Below are 17304 nucleotides of genomic sequence, written 5' to 3' on the forward strand. Positions count from 1 at the left end.
TCCGGCCACCCCCTAAGACTGAAGAGAATCTGAGGAGAATCGTGGCCGAGACCACTGCCGAGCAGCCGCTCGAAGAGCTTGACATCGACAGCTACACCACCGAGTCCGAGGTCCCCGTCGAGGGCGAGTACACCTCGGAGTCCCTGGCCTCCCGCTTCGGCGAGCCGCAGCCGGCCGCCGGCCTGGGCCGCCGCAAGAACGCCATCGCCCGCGTCCGGATCGTCCCGGGCACCGGCAAGTGGAAGATCAACGGTCGCACCCTCGAGGACTACTTCCCGAACAAGGTGCACCAGCAGGAAGTCAACGAGCCGTTCAAGGTCCTGGAGCTCGAGGGCCGTTACGACGTCATCGCCCGCATCGCGGGTGGCGGTGTCTCCGGTCAGGCCGGTGCGCTCCGTCTCGGTGTCGCCCGTGCGCTGAACGAGGCCGACGTCGACAACAACCGTGGCCCGCTGAAGAAGGCCGGCTTCCTGCGCCGCGACGACCGCGCGGTCGAGCGGAAGAAGGCCGGTCTGAAGAAGGCCCGCAAGGCCCCGCAGTACAGCAAGCGCTAATCAGCAGCTGCCTCTGCTCGTACTCCGAACGCCCCGGCGGCACGCCACGTGTGCCGTCGGGGCGTTCGTTTATCCCAGCCAAGGGCGTATAACGACACAAGACGCTCAAAGGCTTGTGTGATCGGATGCGATGGCGTCTGCCATCATCCCGGCAGCAAGGACGCTTCCTCAGGAGGACAAGTGGGACGACTCTTCGGCACGGACGGCGTGCGCGGTGTCGCCAACGCGGATCTGACGGCCGAGATGGCGCTCGGCCTTTCCGTCGCCGCGGCGCACGTGCTGGCCGAGGCGGGCACCTTCGAGGGCCACAAGCCGACGGCGGTGGTCGGACGGGACCCGCGCGCGTCCGGGGAGTTCCTGGAAGCGGCGGTGGTCGCCGGTCTGGCCAGCGCGGGCGTGGACGTCCTGCGCGTCGGCGTGCTGCCGACGCCCGCGGTGGCACACCTGACCGGAGCGCTCGGCGCCGACCTCGGCGTGATGCTCTCCGCCAGCCACAACGCCATGCCGGACAACGGCATCAAGTTCTTCGCCCGCGGCGGCCACAAACTCGCCGACGAGCTGGAGGACCGGATCGAGTCGGTCTACCACGGGCACCGGCACGGCGAGCCGTGGGAGCGTCCGACGGGTGCCGGGGTCGGGCGCGTGCGCTCGCACGAGGAGGGCTTCGAGCAGTACGTCGCCCACCTGCTCGCGGTGCTGCCCAACCGGCTCGACGGGCTGAAGATCGTCCTGGACGAAGCGCACGGCGCGGCCTCGGGGGTCTCGCCGGAGGCGTTCGCCCGGGCCGGTGCCCAGGTCGTCACGATCGGCGCCGAGCCGGACGGCCTCAACATCAACGACGGCTGCGGCTCGACCCACCTGGACAAGCTCAAGGCCGCGGTCGTCGAGCACGGCGCGGACCTCGGCATCGCGCACGACGGCGACGCCGACCGCTGCCTGGCCGTGGACCACACCGGTGAGGAGGTCGACGGCGACCAGATCCTCGCCGTGCTCGCGCTGGCGATGCGGGAGCGTTCCACACTGCGCTCCGACACCGTCGTCGCGACCGTGATGTCCAACCTCGGCTTCAAGCTGGCCATGGAGCGCGAGGGCATCCGGCTCGTGCAGACCGCCGTCGGCGACCGGTACGTCCTGGAGGAGATGAAGGAGCACGGCTACGCCCTCGGCGGCGAGCAGTCCGGGCACGTCATCATCCTGGACCACGCGACCACCGGGGACGGCACGCTGACCGGCCTGCTGCTGGCGGCACGGGTCGCCGAGAGCGGCCGTACGCTGCGGGACCTGGCGTCCGTCATGGAGCGGCTGCCGCAGGTGCTGGTCAACGTGCCCGACGTGGACAAGTCGCGGGTGCGCACGTCGGCCGACCTCGCCGCCGCCGTGTCCGAGGCCGAGCGGGAACTCGGGGAGACCGGGCGGGTGCTGCTGCGTCCCTCGGGTACCGAGCCGCTGGTGCGGGTGATGGTCGAGGCCGCCGACATCGAGCAGGCCCGCTCCGTCGCCGGACGGCTCGCCGACGCGGTGAAGTCGGCGCTCGGATAGTTCCGGGGCCGGCTGCGTCGCCCTCAGCGGGGGCGCCGCCGTTGTCTCGCCCAGAAGTACTTCTGCGCGAGCAGGGTGAGCGTTCCCGCCAGGATGATGCCCAGCAGGTTCAGCAGGAGCTGGGCCGTCGAGCCGCTCGTCTGGGACGTGTCGCCGTAGGCCAGTGCCACCGCCGCGTTGGCGGCGGCCGGGACCGTGGTCACCGAGATGGCGACACCCACCAGCGCGCCCGACTTGGCGGAGGTCAGGGACAGCGTGCCGGCGATGCCGGCGAGGATCGCCACGATGAGCGAGAAGGCATCGGGGGCGTACACGAAGGCCGTGTTGGGGCGCTCGCCCTCCAGGTCGGACCGGTGGAAGAGCCCGATGGCGTCCATGAACAGGGTGAAGCCGACCGTCACCGCCATCGCCAGCGCGAAGCCCACCAGCAGCGCGGTCAGCGAGCGCCGTGCCAGGCGCGGACGGCGTCGCACGAGGGCCGTGCAGATACCGGCCAGCGGGCCGAACTCCGGTCCCACCGCCATCGCGCCCACGATCAGGATCGCGTTGTCCAGCACGACACCGCAGGCCGCGATCATCGTGGCCAGGGTGATGAAGGCCGCGTAGGTGACCGACAGCGTCGACTCCTCGTGGGTGGCCTCGGTCAGGCCCTCCCACAGCACGGCGTCCGCGCCCTCTCCCGGCGCCTCCTCCTCGGCCTCCTCGGCCCGCCGGGACAGGGAGAGGTCGATGGTCTCCACGGCGATCGAGCCGGTGTCGTCCAGGCCGAGGCGCCGTAGCCCGGCGATGAGTTCGTCGCCCGCCTCGCGGGCCACGTCGCACAGCACGACATCGCCGGCGGGGGCGCGTGCGGCGCCGGGCAGGACCACGAGGTGGGTGGTGCCGACCGTCGTCTCGATCAGGCGGACCACCTCGTCGGTCCGCTCCGCGGGGGTGATCAGGCGCAGATGCAGCATGTGCCCATCCAACAGGTACCGCTACAGCTTGCGGAGCCTGAGGCGCTGCACCTTGTGGTCCTGGCCCTTGCGGAGGATCAGGGTGGCCCGGCCCCGGGTGGGGGCGATGTTCTCCACCAGGTTGGGCTTGTTGATGGTCCGCCAGAGCGTGCGGGCGTAGTCCAGGGCCTCCTCCTCGGAGACCTGGGTGTACTTGCGGAAGTACGAGTTCGGGTTCTGGAACGCCGTCTGACGCAGCTTCTTGAAGCGGCTGAGGTACCAGCTCTCGATGTCGTCGGCGCTCGCGTCCACGTACACGCTGAAGTCGAAGTAGTCGGCGAGACCGACCCGGGTGCGGCCGTCCTTGCCGGGCAGGGCGGGCTGGAGGACGTTCAGGCCCTCCACGATCAGGATGTCCGGGCGGCGGACGGTGAGCTTCTCGCCGGGCACGATGTCGTAGATGAGGTGCGAGTAGACCGGCGCGGACACCTCGTCCTTGCCTGCCTTGATGCCGGCGACGAAACGGGTGAGGGCCCGGCGGTCGTAGGACTCGGGGAAGCCCTTGCGCGACATCAGGCCCCGGGCCTCCAACTCCCGGGTGGGCAGCAGGAATCCGTCCGTCGTGACCAGCTCCACGCGCGGGTGCTCGGGCCAGCGGGAAAGCAGGGCCTGGAGCAGGCGGGCGACCGTGGACTTCCCCACGGCCACCGAGCCGGCGACCCCTATGACGAACGGGGTGCCGGACTGGGAGCCCTTCTCCCCGAGGAAGGTGTTCAGCGCGCCCCGGAGGCCGTCCGTGGCGCCGACGTAGAGATTGAGGAGCCGGGAGAGCGGGAGGTAGATGTCCCGCACCTCGTCCAGGTCGATGACGTCGCCGAGGCCACGGAGCTTCTCCACCTCCTCGGCGGTGAGCGGCAGCGGCGTCTTGTCGCGCAGCGCGCTCCACTCGGCACGGGTGAGATCGACGTAGGGAGTCGCCTCCGGCCTGTGCCGGTGGGCGCTCCGGGGCATCGAGGAGACCGGTGAGATCACAGTCCATTGTTAACGGAGTCTGAACGGCACGGCGGGTGGGGTCCGTCACGCGGTGCCTTCCGGCCACCGCGGGCCTTCGTACGACGGTGGGAATTTCCGATTTCGGGCAGGCGGAGGCGGTTTTTGATCGTTGTCGGCCCGTAGGCTGCCGCCCATGTGCGGAATCGTGGGATACGTAGGGTCGCAGTCGGCGCTCGATGTCGTGATGGCCGGGCTGAAGCGGCTGGAGTACCGGGGTTACGACTCGGCCGGTGTCGCCGTACTGGCGGACGGCGGACTGGCCGCCGCGAAGAAGGCCGGGAAGCTGGTCAACCTGGAGAAGGAACTGGTCGAACGGCCACTGCCGGCCGGCACGACCGGCATCGGGCACACGCGCTGGGCCACGCACGGCGGCCCCACGGACGCCAACGCGCACCCCCACCTGGACAACGCGGGCCGGGTCGCGGTGGTCCACAACGGCATCATCGAGAACTTCGCCGTGCTGCGCGCCGAACTGGCCGAGCGCGGCCACGAGCTGAACTCCGAGACGGACACCGAGGTCGTCGCCCATCTGCTGGCCGAGGAGTTCTCGGCGACCGCCGACCTCGCCGAGGCGATGCGGCTGGTGTGCCGGCGGCTGGAGGGCGCGTTCACGCTGGTCGCGGTGCACGCCGACGATCCGGACGTGGTGGTCGGCGCCCGCCGGAACTCCCCGCTGGTGGTGGGGGTCGCGGAGGGCGAGGCGTTCCTCGCCTCCGACGTCGCCGCGTTCATCGCCCACACGCGCTCGGCGATCGAGCTGGGCCAGGACCAGGTGGTGGAACTGCGGCGCGACGGCGTCACGGTCACCGGCTTCGACGGCCGCCCGGCCGAGGTCCGCTCCTACCACGTGGACTGGGACGCCTCGGCGGCCGAGAAGGGCGGCTACGACTACTTCATGCTCAAGGAGATCGCCGAACAGCCCAAGGCGGTCGCCGACACGCTGCTCGGGCGCATCGACCCGTCCGGCTCGCTGACCCTGGACGAGGTGCGGATCAGCCCCTCCGAGCTGCGCGAGATCGACAAGGTCGTCATCGTGGCGTGCGGTACGGCCTTCCACGCGGGCCTGATCGCCAAGTACGCCATCGAGCACTGGACGCGCATCCCGTGCGAGGTGGAGCTGGCCAGCGAGTTCCGCTACCGCGACCCGATCCTGGACGGGCGGTCGCTGGTAATCGCCATCTCCCAGTCCGGCGAGACCATGGACACCCTGATGGCGCTGCGGCACGCCCGCGAACAGGGCTCGAAGGTGCTGGCGATCTGCAACACCAACGGCTCGACGATCCCGCGCGAGTCGGACGCGGTGCTGTACACGCACGCGGGTCCCGAGGTCGCCGTAGCCTCCACCAAGGCGTTCCTGACCCAGCTGGTCGCCTGCTACCTGGTCGCGCTCTACCTGGGCCAGGTCCGGGGCACCAAGTGGGGCGACGAGATCCAGGCCGTGATCAAGGACCTGTCCCGCATCTCCGAGGAGGTCGAGCGGGTCCTGGAGACCATGGAGCCGGTACGGGCGCTGGCGCGGACGCTGGCCGACAAGGACACGGTGCTCTTCCTCGGCCGGCACGTGGGCTACCCGGTGGCCCTCGAAGGCGCGCTCAAGCTGAAGGAACTGGCCTACATGCACGCCGAGGGCTTCGCCGCCGGCGAGCTGAAGCACGGACCGATCGCGCTGATCGAGGAGGACGTGCCGGTGGTCGTCGTCGCCCCGTCCCCGCGCGGCCGGTCGGTCCTGCACGACAAGATCGTCTCCAACATCCAGGAGATCAGGGCGCGGGGCGCGCGGACGATCGTGATCGCGGAGGAGGGCGACGAGGCGGTCGTCCCCTACGCCGACCACCTGATCCGCATCCCGGCCACGCCCACCCTGCTGCAACCGCTGGTGGCCACGGTCCCGCTCCAGGTCTTCGCCTGTGAGCTGGCCACGGCCCGGGGCAACGAGGTGGACCAGCCCCGCAACCTGGCCAAGTCGGTCACGGTGGAGTGAGGTGCGGGGCCTCGTCGGGCGGGGCTTCGTCCAGTGCCGCTCCGTCGAGTGCTGCTCCGTCCGGTGCTGCTCCGCCGAGTGACGCTTCGTCAGTGGACGGAGAAGCCGCCGTCCACGTGGATCGACTGGCCCGTGATGTAGGCGGAGGCGCGGCCGGCCAGGAACACGGCCGCGCCCGCGAAGTCCTCGGCGAGGCCGTTGCGGCCGGCCATCGTGCGCGCGGCCAGGGCCGCCACCTTCCCGGGGTCGGACTGCAGCCGCCTGTTGAGCGGGGTCAGCACGAAACCCGGCACCAGGGTGTTGCAGGTGACGCCGTGCGGCGACCACGCCTCGGCCTGGGAGCGGGCCAGGGACTCCAGGCCGCCCTTGGAGACGCCGTACGCGCCGCTCTGCACGAAGGCGCGGTGCGCCTGCTGGGAGGTGACGTGGATGATCCGCCCGAAGCCGCGCTTCGCCATGCCGGGGCCGAACCGCTGCCCGAGCAGGAACGGGGCCTCCAGGTTCACCGCCATGGTGGTGTCCCAGACCTCCTCGCCCAGCTCGTCCATCGGCGGACGGAGGTTGATCCCGGCGGAGTTGACGAGGATGTCGGGCTCGCCGAAGACGGCCGCGGCCTCCTCGGCCGCCGCGCGCACCCCGTCGCGGGTGCCCAGGTCACCGCTGACCCAGGCGGCCCGGCAGCCGTCCGCCGTCAGCTCCCGCACGGTGGCGTCCAGTTCCGTCTTCCGTCGCGCCACGATCACCACCTTCGCCCCGGCCCGGGCCAGCGCCCCGGCGATGGCCCGCCCGATGCCGGAACTGCCTCCGGTCACCACGGCGACCCGGCCGTCCAGGGAGAAGAGGTCGGAGAGATAGGCACGCGAGGACGTCATGCCGGAAGCGTAGAGCCCGGGTTGCGGCGGCCGTACGGCGCCCGGGGTCCGACGTGGTGTCGCCGCGCCGCCCGTCACCGGGGTCGTAGGGTGCTCGGCATGAGCATCATCGGGGTGGGCATCGACGTCGCCGAGATCGACCGGTTCCGGGCGTCCCTGGAGCGGACGCCGGGCCTGGCCGACCGGCTGTTCGTGGAGCGGGAGCTGCTGCTGCCCAGCGGGGACAGGCGCGGCATCGCCTCGCTCGCGGCCCGGTTCGCGGCCAAGGAGGCGCTGGCGAAGGCGCTGGGCGCGCCGCCGGGACTGCAGTGGACCGATGCCGAGGTGTACGTGGAGGACACCGGGCAGCCACGGCTGCGGGTGAAGGGGACCGTGGCCGCGCGGGCCGCCGAGCTGGGCGTGCGGGCCTGGCACGTGTCGCTCAGTCATGACGCGGGCGTGGCCTCGGCCGTGGTGGTCGCCGAGGGCTGACCGGTCCCGTGCCGGGTGTGGACGGCGGGGGTTACGGGGCAGACTCGGTGCCATGCGTACTGCGTACAGCGTGGAGACGGTAAGGGCCGCCGAGCGGGCGTTGATGGCACGGCTGCCGGAGGGCGCGCTGATGCAGCGGGCCGCCGCCGGGCTGGCCGCCGCCTGCGCCGAACTGCTCGGGCGGGTGTACGGCAGCCGGGTGGTGCTGCTCGTCGGCAGCGGGGACAACGGCGGGGACGCCCTGTACGCGGGGGCCCGGCTGGCCCGGCGCGGCGCCGGGGTGACGGCCGTCCTGCTGACGCCCGGCCGGGCCCACGGCGGGGGGCTGGCGGCCTTGCGGCGGGCGGGCGGCACGGTGGCCGCCGCGGACTCCGCCGCCGCGGACGAACTGCTCCTGGGGGCCGACCTGGTGGTGGACGGGATCGTCGGCATCGGGGGCCGGGGCGGGCTGCGGCCGGACGCCGAGCGGCTCGCCGGGGTGGTGGCGCGGTCCCGGGCCGCCGTCGTGGCCGTGGACCTGCCCAGCGGTGTCGACGCGGACACCGGGGAGGTGCGGGGGGCCGCGCTCCGGGCCGACCTGACCGTCACCTTCGGCGCGTACAAGCCGGGGCTGCTGGTGGATCCCGCGCGGGAGTACGCGGGAGTGGTGCGGCTCATCGGCATCGGCCTGGAACCGCCGCCCGCCGACGCCGTACTGGAGTCCCTGCAACACGCCGACGTGGCACGGCTGCTGCCGCTGCCGACGGGGGAGAGCGACAAGTACCGGCGCGGGGTGGTCGGGATCGCCGCCGGGTCGGCCCGCTATCCCGGGGCGGCCGTGCTCGCGGTGTCGGGCGCGCTGCGGGGCGGGGCCGGGGCCGTGCGGTACGTCGGGCCGGCCGGGGACGCGGTCATCGCGCGCTTCCCGGAGACCCTCGTCTCCGACGCCGGGCCCGCGAAGGCCGGGCGGGTGCAGGCGTGGGTGGTCGGGCCGGGCGCCGGGGACGACGCGGCCGCCGTCGCCGAGGTGCTGGAGGCGGACGTGCCGGTGCTGCTGGACGCGGACGGGCTGCGGCTGGCCGACCGGGACGCGGTGCGCGGGCGTACGGCGCCGACGCTGATGACCCCGCACGCGGGGGAGGCCGCCGCGCTGCTGGGGGTGCGGCGCGAGGAGGTCGAGACGGCCCGGCTCTCCGCGGTGCGGGAGCTGGCGGCGGTGTACCGGGCGACCGTGCTGCTGAAGGGGTCGACGACACTGGTCGCCGACTTCGCGGGCGGACCGGTGCGGGTGAACGCCACCGGGACGCCGTGGCTGGCCACGGCCGGGAGCGGGGACGTGCTGTCCGGGCTGGCGGGTTCCCTGCTGGCGGCCGGCCTGCGGGCGGCGGACGCCGGGAGCGTGGCGGCGTACCTCCACGGCCTGGCGGGCCGCTTCGCCGCGGAGGGCGCGCCCACGGGCGCCCATGACGTGGCGTCACACATCCCGAAGGCATGGAGGGACGTACGAAACTGACCGGCCCACCGCGGCACGACCGAAGGCGGCGCAACTTCATTGGGGCGCGGGGAACTGCGCGCCCAGCCCCCGCGCACCCGCGGCCGCGTGACGGCCGGAGCCCGGCGGCGGCTCCGGCCGGGCGCGGTGCGGTGTGGCGGACGGTGGTGCAACTCCCTAGGGGCGCGGGGAACTGCGCGCTCAGCCCGCACGCACCCGCACCGGGTGACGACGGGAGTCGGGCGGTGGGTTCGGCCGGGCGGTGCGGTGTGGCGGACGGTGGTGCAACTCCCTAGGGGCGCGGGGAACTGCGCGCTCAGCCCGCACGCACCCGCGGCCGGGTGACGACGGGAGCCGGGCGGTGGGTTCGGCCGGGCGGTGCGGTGTGGCGGACGGTGGTGCAACTCCCTAGGGGCGCGGGGAACTGCGCGCCCAGCCCGCACGCACCCGCGGCCGGGTGACGGCCGGAGTCGGGCGGCGGCTCCGGCCGGGCGGCGCAATGTGGCGGACGGTGGCGCGAGTCCGCAGGGGCGCGGTCAGCCTCCGCGTGCCCGCGGCCGGGTGACGGCCGGAGCCCGGCGGTGGGGCCGCGCACCCGGCCCGGACCCCGGTGACCGCCGGAGGCGCAACCGCGGGACCCGGCCCGCGTCCCGTGGAGGGCGGCTCTGAGAGACTGGGGGTGCCATGAGTGAGACACCAGCTGTGCCGACCGCCGCCCTGCGCGCCCGCGCCGAGATCGATCTGGGCGCCCTGCGCGCCAACGTGCGGGCCCTGCGCGCCCGGGCCGGGAGCGCCGCCGTGATGGCCGTCGTCAAGTCCGACGGATACGGCCACGGCGCGGTGCCGTGCGCCCGCGCCGCCCTCGCGGCGGGCGCGAGCTGGCTCGGCACGGCCACGGCCGAAGAGGCCCTCGCGCTGCGCGCGGCCGGGCTGCCCGGCCGCATCCTGTGCTGGCTGTGGGTGCCCGGCGGGCCCTGGCGGCAGGCGATCGAGGCCGACGTCGACGTCTCGTTGAGCGGTATGTGGGCCCTGCGGGAGGTCGTCGAGGCCGCCCGCTCGGCGGGCCGCCCCGCGCGCGTGCAGCTCAAGGCCGACACCGGACTCGGCCGCAACGGCTGCCAGCCGGGGGAGGACTGGTCCGAGCTGGTCGGTGCCGCCCTGCGCGCGGAGGCCGAGGGGCTGGTCCGCGTCACCGGGGTGTGGTCGCACTTCGCGTGCGCCGACGAGCCGGGGCACCCGTCCATCGCCGCCCAGCTCACCCGGTTCCGCGAGATGCTGGCGTACGCCGAGGACCGGGGCGTACGGCCCGAGGTGCGGCACATCGCCAACTCGCCGGCCACCCTCACCGTGCCCGAGTCCCACTTCGACCTGGTCCGCACGGGCATCGCCCTGTACGGCGTCTCGCCCAGCCCGGAACTGGGCACCCCGGCGGACTTCGGGCTGCGCCCGGTGATGACGCTCAGCGCCTCGCTGGCCCTGGTCAAGCGCACCCCGGCCGGACACGGCGTCAGCTACGGCCATCACTACGTCACGCCCGGCGACACCACCCTCGGCCTGGTGCCCGTCGGCTACGCGGACGGCATCCCGCGGCACGCCTCGGGCACCGGCCCGGTGCTGGTCGGCGGCAAGTGGCGGACGATCGCCGGGCGGGTCGCCATGGACCAGTTCGTGGTGGACCTGGGCGGTGACGAGCCCCCGGTGGGCAGCGAGGCCGTGCTGTTCGGGCCCGGTGACCGCGGTGAGCCCACGGCCGAGGACTGGGCGCAGGCCTGCGGCACGATCGCGTACGAGATCGTCACACGCATCGGAACGCGCGTTCCCCGCGTCTATGTCAACGGGTCGCGGTGAGCGTGCCCACCTGAACGCGTCCACCGCGTCCGGCCGGGCGCCTTCATGTGAACGCGCGAGAACTCGGGTAACCCGTTCCGCGGCGGCACCCACCCAGGCGAACTGCAGTACGGCGAAGAGGAGCGGTACGTGACCGAGAGCAGCGCGGAGCTCGTGGCGGACGTCGTCGCCTCGGCGGCCGCCGCCTCCGCCGCGGGGGCGGCCGGGAGCTGGCGCAGGGCGACCGGCATCGCCGGCGCCGCGATAGGCGTGCTCGCCGCGGGAGCGGCGGCCGGTGTCGCCGTCGAACGGATGACGGTGGGGCGCGGAATGCGCCGCAGGGCCCGGCTGGCGCTGGACGCGGCGGGCCCCTACGGCACCCTGCGCGGCACCCCCGGCAAGGCGTACGCCGACGACGGCACCGAGCTGTACTACGAGGTCGACGAGGCCGAGCCCGACACCGGCCCGAACGTCTCGCCGCGCCGGCGCCGGCTCTTCGGCCGCAAGGCCCCCGCCCCGGTCACCGTCGTCTTCTGCCACGGCTACTGCCTCAGCCAGGACTCCTGGCACTTCCAGCGCGCGGCCCTGCGCGGGGTCGTACGGACGGTGCACTGGGACCAGCGCAGCCACGGGCGGTCCGGGCGGGGCGTGGCCCAGACCCGGGACCGGGAGCCCCTCACCATCGACCAGCTCGGCCGCGATCTGAAGGCCGTGCTCGACGCCGCCGCACCGGACGGGCCCCTGGTGCTGGTCGGTCACTCGATGGGCGGCATGACCATGATGGCCCTCGCCGCGCAGTACCCCGAGCTGATCCGGGACCGGGTCGTGGCCACCGCCTTCGTCGGGACGTCGTCCGGGCGGCTCGGCGAGGTCAACTTCGGGCTGCCGGTGGCCGGCGTCAACGCGGTCCGCCGGATCCTCCCCGGAGTGCTCAAGGCGCTCGGACAGCAGGCGGAGTGGGTGGAGAAGGGGCGCCGGGCCACCGCCGACCTGTTCGCCGGGATCATCAAGCGGTACTCGTTCGCGGGCCGGGACGTCGACCCGGCCGTGGAGCGCTTCGCCGAGCGGATGATCGAGTCCACCCCGATCGACGTGGTCGCCGAGTTCTACCCGGCCTTCACCGACCACGACAAGACCGGGGCGCTCGTCTGCTTCCGCGACATGCCGGTGCTGGTGCTGGCCGGCGTCCAGGACCTGGTCACGCCCAGCGAGCACAGCGAGGCCATCGCCGACCTGCTGCCCGACGCCGAGCTGGTGCTCGTGCCGGACGCGGGGCACCTGGTGATGCTGGAGCACCCGGAAGTGGTCACCGACCGCCTCGCCGACCTGCTCACCCGTGCGGGTGCGGTGCCCGCAGGGGCTACCGTAAGTGGCTATGGAAGCACCAGCAGCACCGCACAACCCCGCTGAGACCCAGTTGACCGTCACCTCCCCGGAGCAGATGCGCGAGCTGGGCCGCCGACTGGCCAAGCTGCTGCGCGCGGGCGACCTGGTGATGCTCTCCGGCGAGCTGGGCGCGGGCAAGACCACGCTGACCCGCGGGCTCGGTGAGGGCCTGGGCGTGCGCGGCGCGGTCACCTCGCCGACCTTCGTGATCGCCCGGGTGCACCCGTCCCTCGGCGACGGGCCGCCCCTGGTGCACGTCGACGCCTACCGGCTCTCCGGCGGCCTGGACGAGATGGAGGACCTGGACCTCGACGTCTCGCTGCCCGACTCGGTGATCGTCGTGGAATGGGGCGAGGGCAAGGTCGAGGAGCTGACCGAGGACCGCCTCCAGGTGGTCATCCACCGCGCGGTCGGCGACACCACGGACGAGGTACGGCACGTGACCGTCACCGGCCTGGGCGAACGGTGGTCCGAGACGGACCTGGAAACGCTGTCCGGCTGAGACCGCCGACACATTCCGACAAGCCGTCGGCAAGATATTGCGCAGGACATCCCGGGCGTGGTCACATGGTACCCAGCCCGTACTTAGGTGTGCCTAAGTGCGTCCGCCCCCGCAGCTCAGGAGGCGCCCATGCCCACGGTGCAACCGGTGTCCATGCGTGATCTGCTGGCGGCCTGCGCTGCGGCGGACGCGATCTCCAGGCCGCCGCGGCCCGAACCCTGCGAAGCCGCGCGGGACGAGCAGGCGGCCGGCGCCCGGCCGCGCCCGGCCACGCCGTCCCCGCGGCCGCCCGGCGGCGGGTCCGGGCACCGCGCCTAGGGTCTTTCGTTTGGATCAGCCCGGCCTGATCCAAACGAGAGGCCCTAGCGGATCACCACGACCTTCACGCCGATCGTCGCGAAGTTCCACATCGCGTTCCCGTCCACCCGCGTCTCCCGGATGCCGCCCGTCTTCACGCCGGGGTCCGCCGCCGTCCCCTCCGTGCCGCCGTCCACGGCCGCGCTGAACCCGACGGTCACCCCGTCCACGCTGGTGAACCGCACCACGTGCTCGATGGGGACGCTGTCCGTGCCGGTGGCCGTGCTGGAGCGGGACGTGACCCAGTACGTGCCGGCCGGCGGGTCGACGGTGCCCGGCCGCACCGGGAAGGTCCGCTGCACCCGGTTGCCGGGGGTGACCAGCCAGACCCGGTCGTCGTCCAGCGAGTACACGACCCGCTCACCCGTTCCGGAGCCGCTCGGCAGGGCGGTCGGGTGGTGCCGGTCCCGGGGCGCCTTGGAGGTGGGGGTGGCGTGCACCGCCGGTGCCGCGCCCAGGGCCGCCGGGACGGTCGCCTGGGCCCGGTAGGCGAGGAACCCGACCGTTCCCAGCGCCGCCGCGGTGAGGGCGGCCACGATCCCCGAGCTGGTCCCTGCCACCTGCGCCACCTCTGCCTAGTGCCGTCATCCGGTGTACATGTCGTACTTGGTACAGACCGTAGCAGTCGGTGACCGTCCGTCCCGGACGACCCTGCGGGCGGCGCGGGCGCCGTAGGCTGTTCGCGTGCTCTTGCTCGCTCTGGATACCGCCACACCCGCCGTCACCGTCGCCCTGCACGACGGCACCGACGTCATCGCCTCGTCGAGCCAGGTGGACGCGCGCCGGCACGGAGAGCTGCTGCTGCCGGCCGTCGACCGGCTCCTCACCGGGGCCGGACTGAAGCTGGAGGCCGTCACCGGGATCGTCGTCGGCACCGGGCCCGGCCCCTACACCGGCCTGCGCGTCGGCCTGATGACCGCCGACACCTTCGGCCTCGCGCTCGGCGTCCCCGTGTACGGCCTGTGCACGCTGGACGGCCTCGCCTACGCCGCCGACATCGAGGAGGGCCCCTTCGTCGTGGCGACCGACGCCCGGCGCAAGGAGGTCTACTGGGCCACGTACGCCGACTCCCGGACCCGGCTGACCGGCCCGGCCGTCGACCGCCCGGCCGACATCGCCGAGCGGGTCGCGGGCCTCCCCGCGGTCGGCGCCGGCGCGCTGCTCTACCCGGACACGTTCCCGCGCGCCCACGAGCCCGAGCACGTGTCCGCCGCGGCCCTGGCCTCGCTCGCCGCGGAGAAGCTGGCCGCGGGCGAGGAGCTCACGGCCCCCCGGCCGCTGTACCTGCGCCGGCCGGACGCCCAGGTCCCCAAGAACTACAAGGTGGTCACCCCCAAGTGACACAGCCGGCACCCCCCCGACTGCGCGAGATGCGCTGGTGGGACCTCGACCCGGTCCTGGGGCTCGAACGGGACCTGTTCCCGGAGGACGCCTGGTCCCGGGGCATGTTCTGGTCTGAGCTGGCCCACTCCCGGGGCCCCGAGGCCACCCGCTGCTATCTCGTCGCGGAGTCTGCCGACGGCCGGATCGTCGGGTACGCGGGCCTGGCCGCCGCCGGTGACCTGGCCGACGTGCAGACCATCGCCGTCGCCCGCGACCACCAGGGCACCGGCCTCGGCGCCCGCCTGCTGACCGAGCTGCTGCGCGCGGCGACCGCGTTCGAGTGCCACGAGGTGATGCTCGAATGCCGGGTGGACAACCTCCCCGCGCAGAAGCTCTACGAGCGCTTCGGCTTCACCCCCATCGGCTTCCGGCGCGGCTACTACCAGCCGGGCAACGTCGACGCCCTGGTGATGCGCCTGACCACGGAACCCGGCAGCGGCGCGGCCGCGGGCTCCGCCTCAGTACAAGGAACCGATATCAATGACTGACTCACGCGACGAGCCTCTCGTACTCGGCATCGAGACCTCCTGCGACGAGACCGGTGTCGGCATCGTCCGCGGCACCACCCTGCTGGCGGACGCCGTCGCCTCCAGCGTCGACGAGCACGCCCGCTTCGGCGGTGTCGTGCCGGAGGTGGCGTCCCGGGCGCACCTGGAGGCGATGGTCCCCACCATCGACCGCGCGCTGAAGGAGGCGGGGGTCGGCGCCAAGGACCTGGACGGCATCGCGGTCACCGCGGGCCCCGGACTCGCGGGCGCCCTGCTCGTCGGCGTCTCGGCGGCCAAGGCGTACGCCTACGCGCTCGGCAAGCCGCTGTACGGCGTCAACCACCTCGCCTCCCACATCTGCGTGGACCAGCTGGAGCACGGCCCGCTGCCCGAGCCGACGATGGCCCTGCTGGTGTCCGGCGGCCACTCCTCGCTGCTGCTCTCGACGGACATCACCTCGGACGTCCGGCCGATGGGCTCGACCATCGACGACGCGGCCGGCGAGGCCTTCGACAAGATCGCGCGCGTGCTGAACCTGGGCTTCCCCGGCGGCCCGGTCATCGACCGGTACGCCAGGGAGGGCGACCCGCAGGCCATCGCCTTCCCGCGCGGCCTGACCGGCCCGCGCGACCCGGCGTACGACTTCTCCTTCTCGGGCCTGAAGACCGCCGTGGCCCGCTGGATCGAGGCCAGGCGCGCGGCCGGCGAGGAGGTCCCGGTCCGTGACGTGGCCGCCTCCTTCCAGGAGGCCGTGGTCGACGTGCTGACCCGCAAGGCCGTCCGCGCCTGCAAGGACGAGGGCGTGGACCACCTGATGATCGGCGGCGGTGTGGCGGCCAACTCCCGGCTGCGCGCCCTCGCCCAGGAGCGCTGCGAGGCGGCCGGCATCCGGCTGCGCGTACCGCGCCCCAAGCTGTGCACGGACAACGGCGCGATGGTGGCCGCGCTCGGCGCCGAGATGGTCGCCCGTAACCGGGCCGCGTCCGGCTGGGACCTGTCGGCCGACTCCTCCCTGCCGGTGACCGACCCGCACGTGCCCGGCCACGACCATGTGCACGAGGTCAGCAAGGAGAATCTCTACTCGTGACCGTCGCCCTGATGTGGGAGGCCCGGGCCGCCGCGGGCCGGGGCGCGGACCTGCTGGCCTGGGTGCGCGAACAGCCCCTCGCCGGCGAGCCGTTGCGCCGCGAGACCTTCCGCGCGCCGCAGGACCGGGTGCTGGTCGTCACGTGGTGGGACGCGCCGTACGACGCCCCGCTGCCCGAACTGCCGCAGCCGGACCCGGAGTTGGTGACCCGGGCGGTGCACCGGTGGCGGTTCGAGGCGGTGGCCGAGGGCTGAGTTGGGGAAACTGCCCCGACTGCGCTATGATCATCACACAGCGAACGGCCGGAACACCGGTACGGACGCAGTGCGTTGGTGGTCCAAGGAAAGACGCCCCGCTTCCTGCGGGGAGATGCAGGTGCAAGGCCTGCCCGGCGCTCCACTCGACACCCCGCCCCCGGGTTCCCGGAGGCGGGGTGTTCGCGTTGCGCGGACATGTGACGGGCGCGTGCTCGAATGTTTCGTCCGATCTTCCGAATGTTCCGATGGCCTCCGGTGGTCCGAGGACTTCGTCAAGCGGTCCGGCGGAGATACGATCGCGGGCATGAAGCCCTCGAAGCCCGCAGGAACGCAGACGGCGACCCTCGCCGAGATCGCCCGTGAGGCGGGGGTCTCCGCTCCGACTGTTTCGAAGGTCCTCAACGGCCGGGCCGACGTCTCTCCTGCCACCCGCACCCGCGTCGAGGAGCTGCTGCGCGCCTACGGCTACCGGCGCCGCCGCGCCGAGGCCTCCCGCTCGCCGCTGATCGACGTGGTCTTCCACGAGTTGGAGAGCGCCTGGGCGATGGAGGTCATCCGGGGCGTGGAGAACGTCGCCCGGGACGCCGGGCTGAGCGTGGTCCTGTCCGAGTCGGCCGGCCGGCTCACCCCCGGCCGCACCTGGGCCGACCAGGTCGCCGCCCGCCGCCCGCACGGCGTGGTGCTGGTGCTCTCCGAACTCGACGAGTCCCAGCGGGCGCTGCTGACCAGCCGCTCCATCCCGTTCGTGGTGATGGACCCGGCCGGCGACCCGGGCCCCGACGTGCCGTCGATCGGCGCCACCAACTGGCAGGGCGGTCTCGCCGCCACCCGCCACCTGGTGGAACTCGGCCACACCCGGATCGGCGCCATCAGCGGCCCGTCCCGGATGATGTGCAGCCGGGCCCGGGTCGACGGCTACCGGGCCGCCCTGGAGACGGCCGGACTGCCCGTCGACCCCTCCCTCGTCGTGGCCGGCGACTTCCACCACGACGCGGGCTACCGCCTGGGCCTGGAGCTGCTGCGCCGCCCGGACCGGCCCACCGCCGTCTTCGCGGGCAACGACCTCCAGGCGCTCGGCCTGTACGAGGCCGCCCGTGAGCTGGGTCTGCGTGTTCCGGAGGACCTCAGCGTGGTCGGCTTC

18 protein-coding genes are annotated in these 17304 nt (G+C 73.3%); 14 read left to right on the forward strand and 4 right to left on the reverse strand.

Translation table 11 applies throughout. The features are described from left to right. The first annotated feature begins 41 nt into the window (after positions 1–41). Positions 42–554 (forward strand): 30S ribosomal protein S9, encoded by a 513-nt coding sequence (rpsI, locus tag AB0947_RS03450; protein WP_003998795.1) that lies wholly within the window; start codon positions 42–44, stop codon positions 552–554. Positions 555–734: 180 nt separating this feature from the next. After that, on the forward strand, positions 735–2093 hold the full coding sequence (gene glmM / locus AB0947_RS03455) for a phosphoglucosamine mutase (RefSeq protein WP_366748569.1): 1359 nt from the start codon (positions 735–737) through the stop codon (positions 2091–2093). Between the two features lie 23 nt (positions 2094–2116). Here the strand turns inward: glmM and AB0947_RS03460 are convergent, their stop codons facing one another. After that, positions 2117–3049 carry a DUF389 domain-containing protein gene (locus AB0947_RS03460; protein ID WP_366748570.1) on the reverse strand — a complete coding sequence of 311 codons (933 nt, stop codon included), beginning with the start codon at positions 3047–3049 and terminating at the stop codon, positions 2117–2119. Positions 3050–3070: 21 nt separating this feature from the next. After that, on the reverse strand, positions 3071–4060 hold the full coding sequence (coaA, locus tag AB0947_RS03465; RefSeq protein WP_308071346.1) for a type I pantothenate kinase: 990 nt from the start codon (positions 4058–4060) through the stop codon (positions 3071–3073). 154 nt (positions 4061–4214) lie between these two features. On the opposite strand from coaA, the gene glmS reads away from it, so the two are divergent. Next, a complete protein-coding gene (glmS, locus tag AB0947_RS03470) occupies positions 4215–6062 on the forward strand; it encodes a glutamine--fructose-6-phosphate transaminase (isomerizing) (protein WP_366748571.1) in 1848 nt (615 codons plus the stop codon). An 89-nt stretch (positions 6063–6151) separates the two neighbouring features. On the opposite strand, the gene AB0947_RS03475 is transcribed toward glmS, so the two are convergent. After that, the gene (locus tag AB0947_RS03475) at positions 6152–6934 is read right to left on the reverse strand and encodes an SDR family oxidoreductase (protein ID WP_366748572.1); all 783 of its coding nucleotides are present in this window, start codon (positions 6932–6934) and stop codon (positions 6152–6154) included. A gap of 99 nt (positions 6935–7033) precedes the next feature. Between AB0947_RS03475 and AB0947_RS03480 the strand changes: the two genes are divergently transcribed. The 6 genes from AB0947_RS03480 to AB0947_RS03505 all read left to right on the forward strand — a co-directional run bounded on the left by AB0947_RS03480 (position 7034) and on the right by AB0947_RS03505 (position 12909). Further along, a complete protein-coding gene (locus AB0947_RS03480) occupies positions 7034–7405 on the forward strand; it encodes a holo-ACP synthase (protein WP_103812811.1) in 372 nt (123 codons plus the stop codon). Positions 7406–7457: 52 nt separating this feature from the next. Beyond that, a complete protein-coding gene (locus AB0947_RS03485) occupies positions 7458–8897 on the forward strand; it encodes an NAD(P)H-hydrate dehydratase (protein ID WP_366748573.1) in 1440 nt (479 codons plus the stop codon). A 663-nt stretch (positions 8898–9560) separates the two neighbouring features. After that, positions 9561–10724 (forward strand): alanine racemase, encoded by a 1164-nt coding sequence (gene alr / locus AB0947_RS03490; RefSeq protein ID WP_366748574.1) that lies wholly within the window; start codon positions 9561–9563, stop codon positions 10722–10724. 129 nt (positions 10725–10853) lie between these two features. Next, positions 10854–12113, forward strand: coding sequence for an alpha/beta hydrolase (locus AB0947_RS03495; RefSeq protein WP_366748575.1), 1260 nt, complete (start codon positions 10854–10856; stop codon positions 12111–12113). Next, positions 12079–12591, forward strand: coding sequence for a tRNA (adenosine(37)-N6)-threonylcarbamoyltransferase complex ATPase subunit type 1 TsaE (gene tsaE / locus AB0947_RS03500; protein WP_171153649.1), 513 nt, complete (start codon positions 12079–12081; stop codon positions 12589–12591). The genes AB0947_RS03495 and tsaE overlap by 35 nt, the downstream gene beginning before the upstream one ends. 129 nt (positions 12592–12720) lie before the next feature. Then, positions 12721–12909 (forward strand): hypothetical protein, encoded by a 189-nt coding sequence (locus AB0947_RS03505; RefSeq protein ID WP_366748576.1) that lies wholly within the window; start codon positions 12721–12723, stop codon positions 12907–12909. A gap of 44 nt (positions 12910–12953) precedes the next feature. Here the strand turns inward: AB0947_RS03505 and AB0947_RS03510 are convergent, their stop codons facing one another. Further along, on the reverse strand, positions 12954–13508 hold the full coding sequence (locus AB0947_RS03510; protein ID WP_366748577.1) for a hypothetical protein: 555 nt from the start codon (positions 13506–13508) through the stop codon (positions 12954–12956). Between the two features lie 124 nt (positions 13509–13632). Here AB0947_RS03510 and tsaB point away from each other — a divergent pair, with 124 nt between their 5' ends. From tsaB to AB0947_RS03535, 5 genes are all read left to right on the forward strand, one after another. After that, a complete protein-coding gene (tsaB, locus tag AB0947_RS03515; protein ID WP_366748578.1) occupies positions 13633–14289 on the forward strand; it encodes a tRNA (adenosine(37)-N6)-threonylcarbamoyltransferase complex dimerization subunit type 1 TsaB in 657 nt (218 codons plus the stop codon). Positions 14290–14318: 29 nt separating this feature from the next. Then, positions 14319–14819 (forward strand): ribosomal protein S18-alanine N-acetyltransferase, encoded by a 501-nt coding sequence (rimI, locus tag AB0947_RS03520; protein WP_366748794.1) that lies wholly within the window; start codon positions 14319–14321, stop codon positions 14817–14819. Beyond that, positions 14812–15906: a tRNA (adenosine(37)-N6)-threonylcarbamoyltransferase complex transferase subunit TsaD gene (gene tsaD, locus AB0947_RS03525; RefSeq protein WP_366748579.1), complete on the forward strand. Its 1095-nt coding sequence runs from the start codon at positions 14812–14814 to the stop codon at positions 15904–15906. The genes rimI and tsaD overlap by 8 nt, the downstream gene beginning before the upstream one ends. Beyond that, positions 15903–16160, forward strand: a complete 258-nt coding sequence (locus tag AB0947_RS03530; RefSeq protein ID WP_366748581.1) for a hypothetical protein — start codon at positions 15903–15905, stop codon at positions 16158–16160. Before tsaD ends, AB0947_RS03530 begins: the two co-directional genes overlap by 4 nt. Positions 16161–16467: 307 nt before the next feature. Continuing rightward, positions 16468–17304, forward strand: an 837-nt coding sequence (locus AB0947_RS03535) for a substrate-binding domain-containing protein (protein ID WP_366748582.1), incomplete at its 3' end; no start/stop codon positions are given.

The sequence above is a fragment of the Streptomyces sp. NPDC047841 genome (assembly GCF_040704085.1).
GTDB lineage: Bacteria > Actinomycetota > Actinomycetes > Streptomycetales > Streptomycetaceae > Streptomyces > Streptomyces argyrophylli.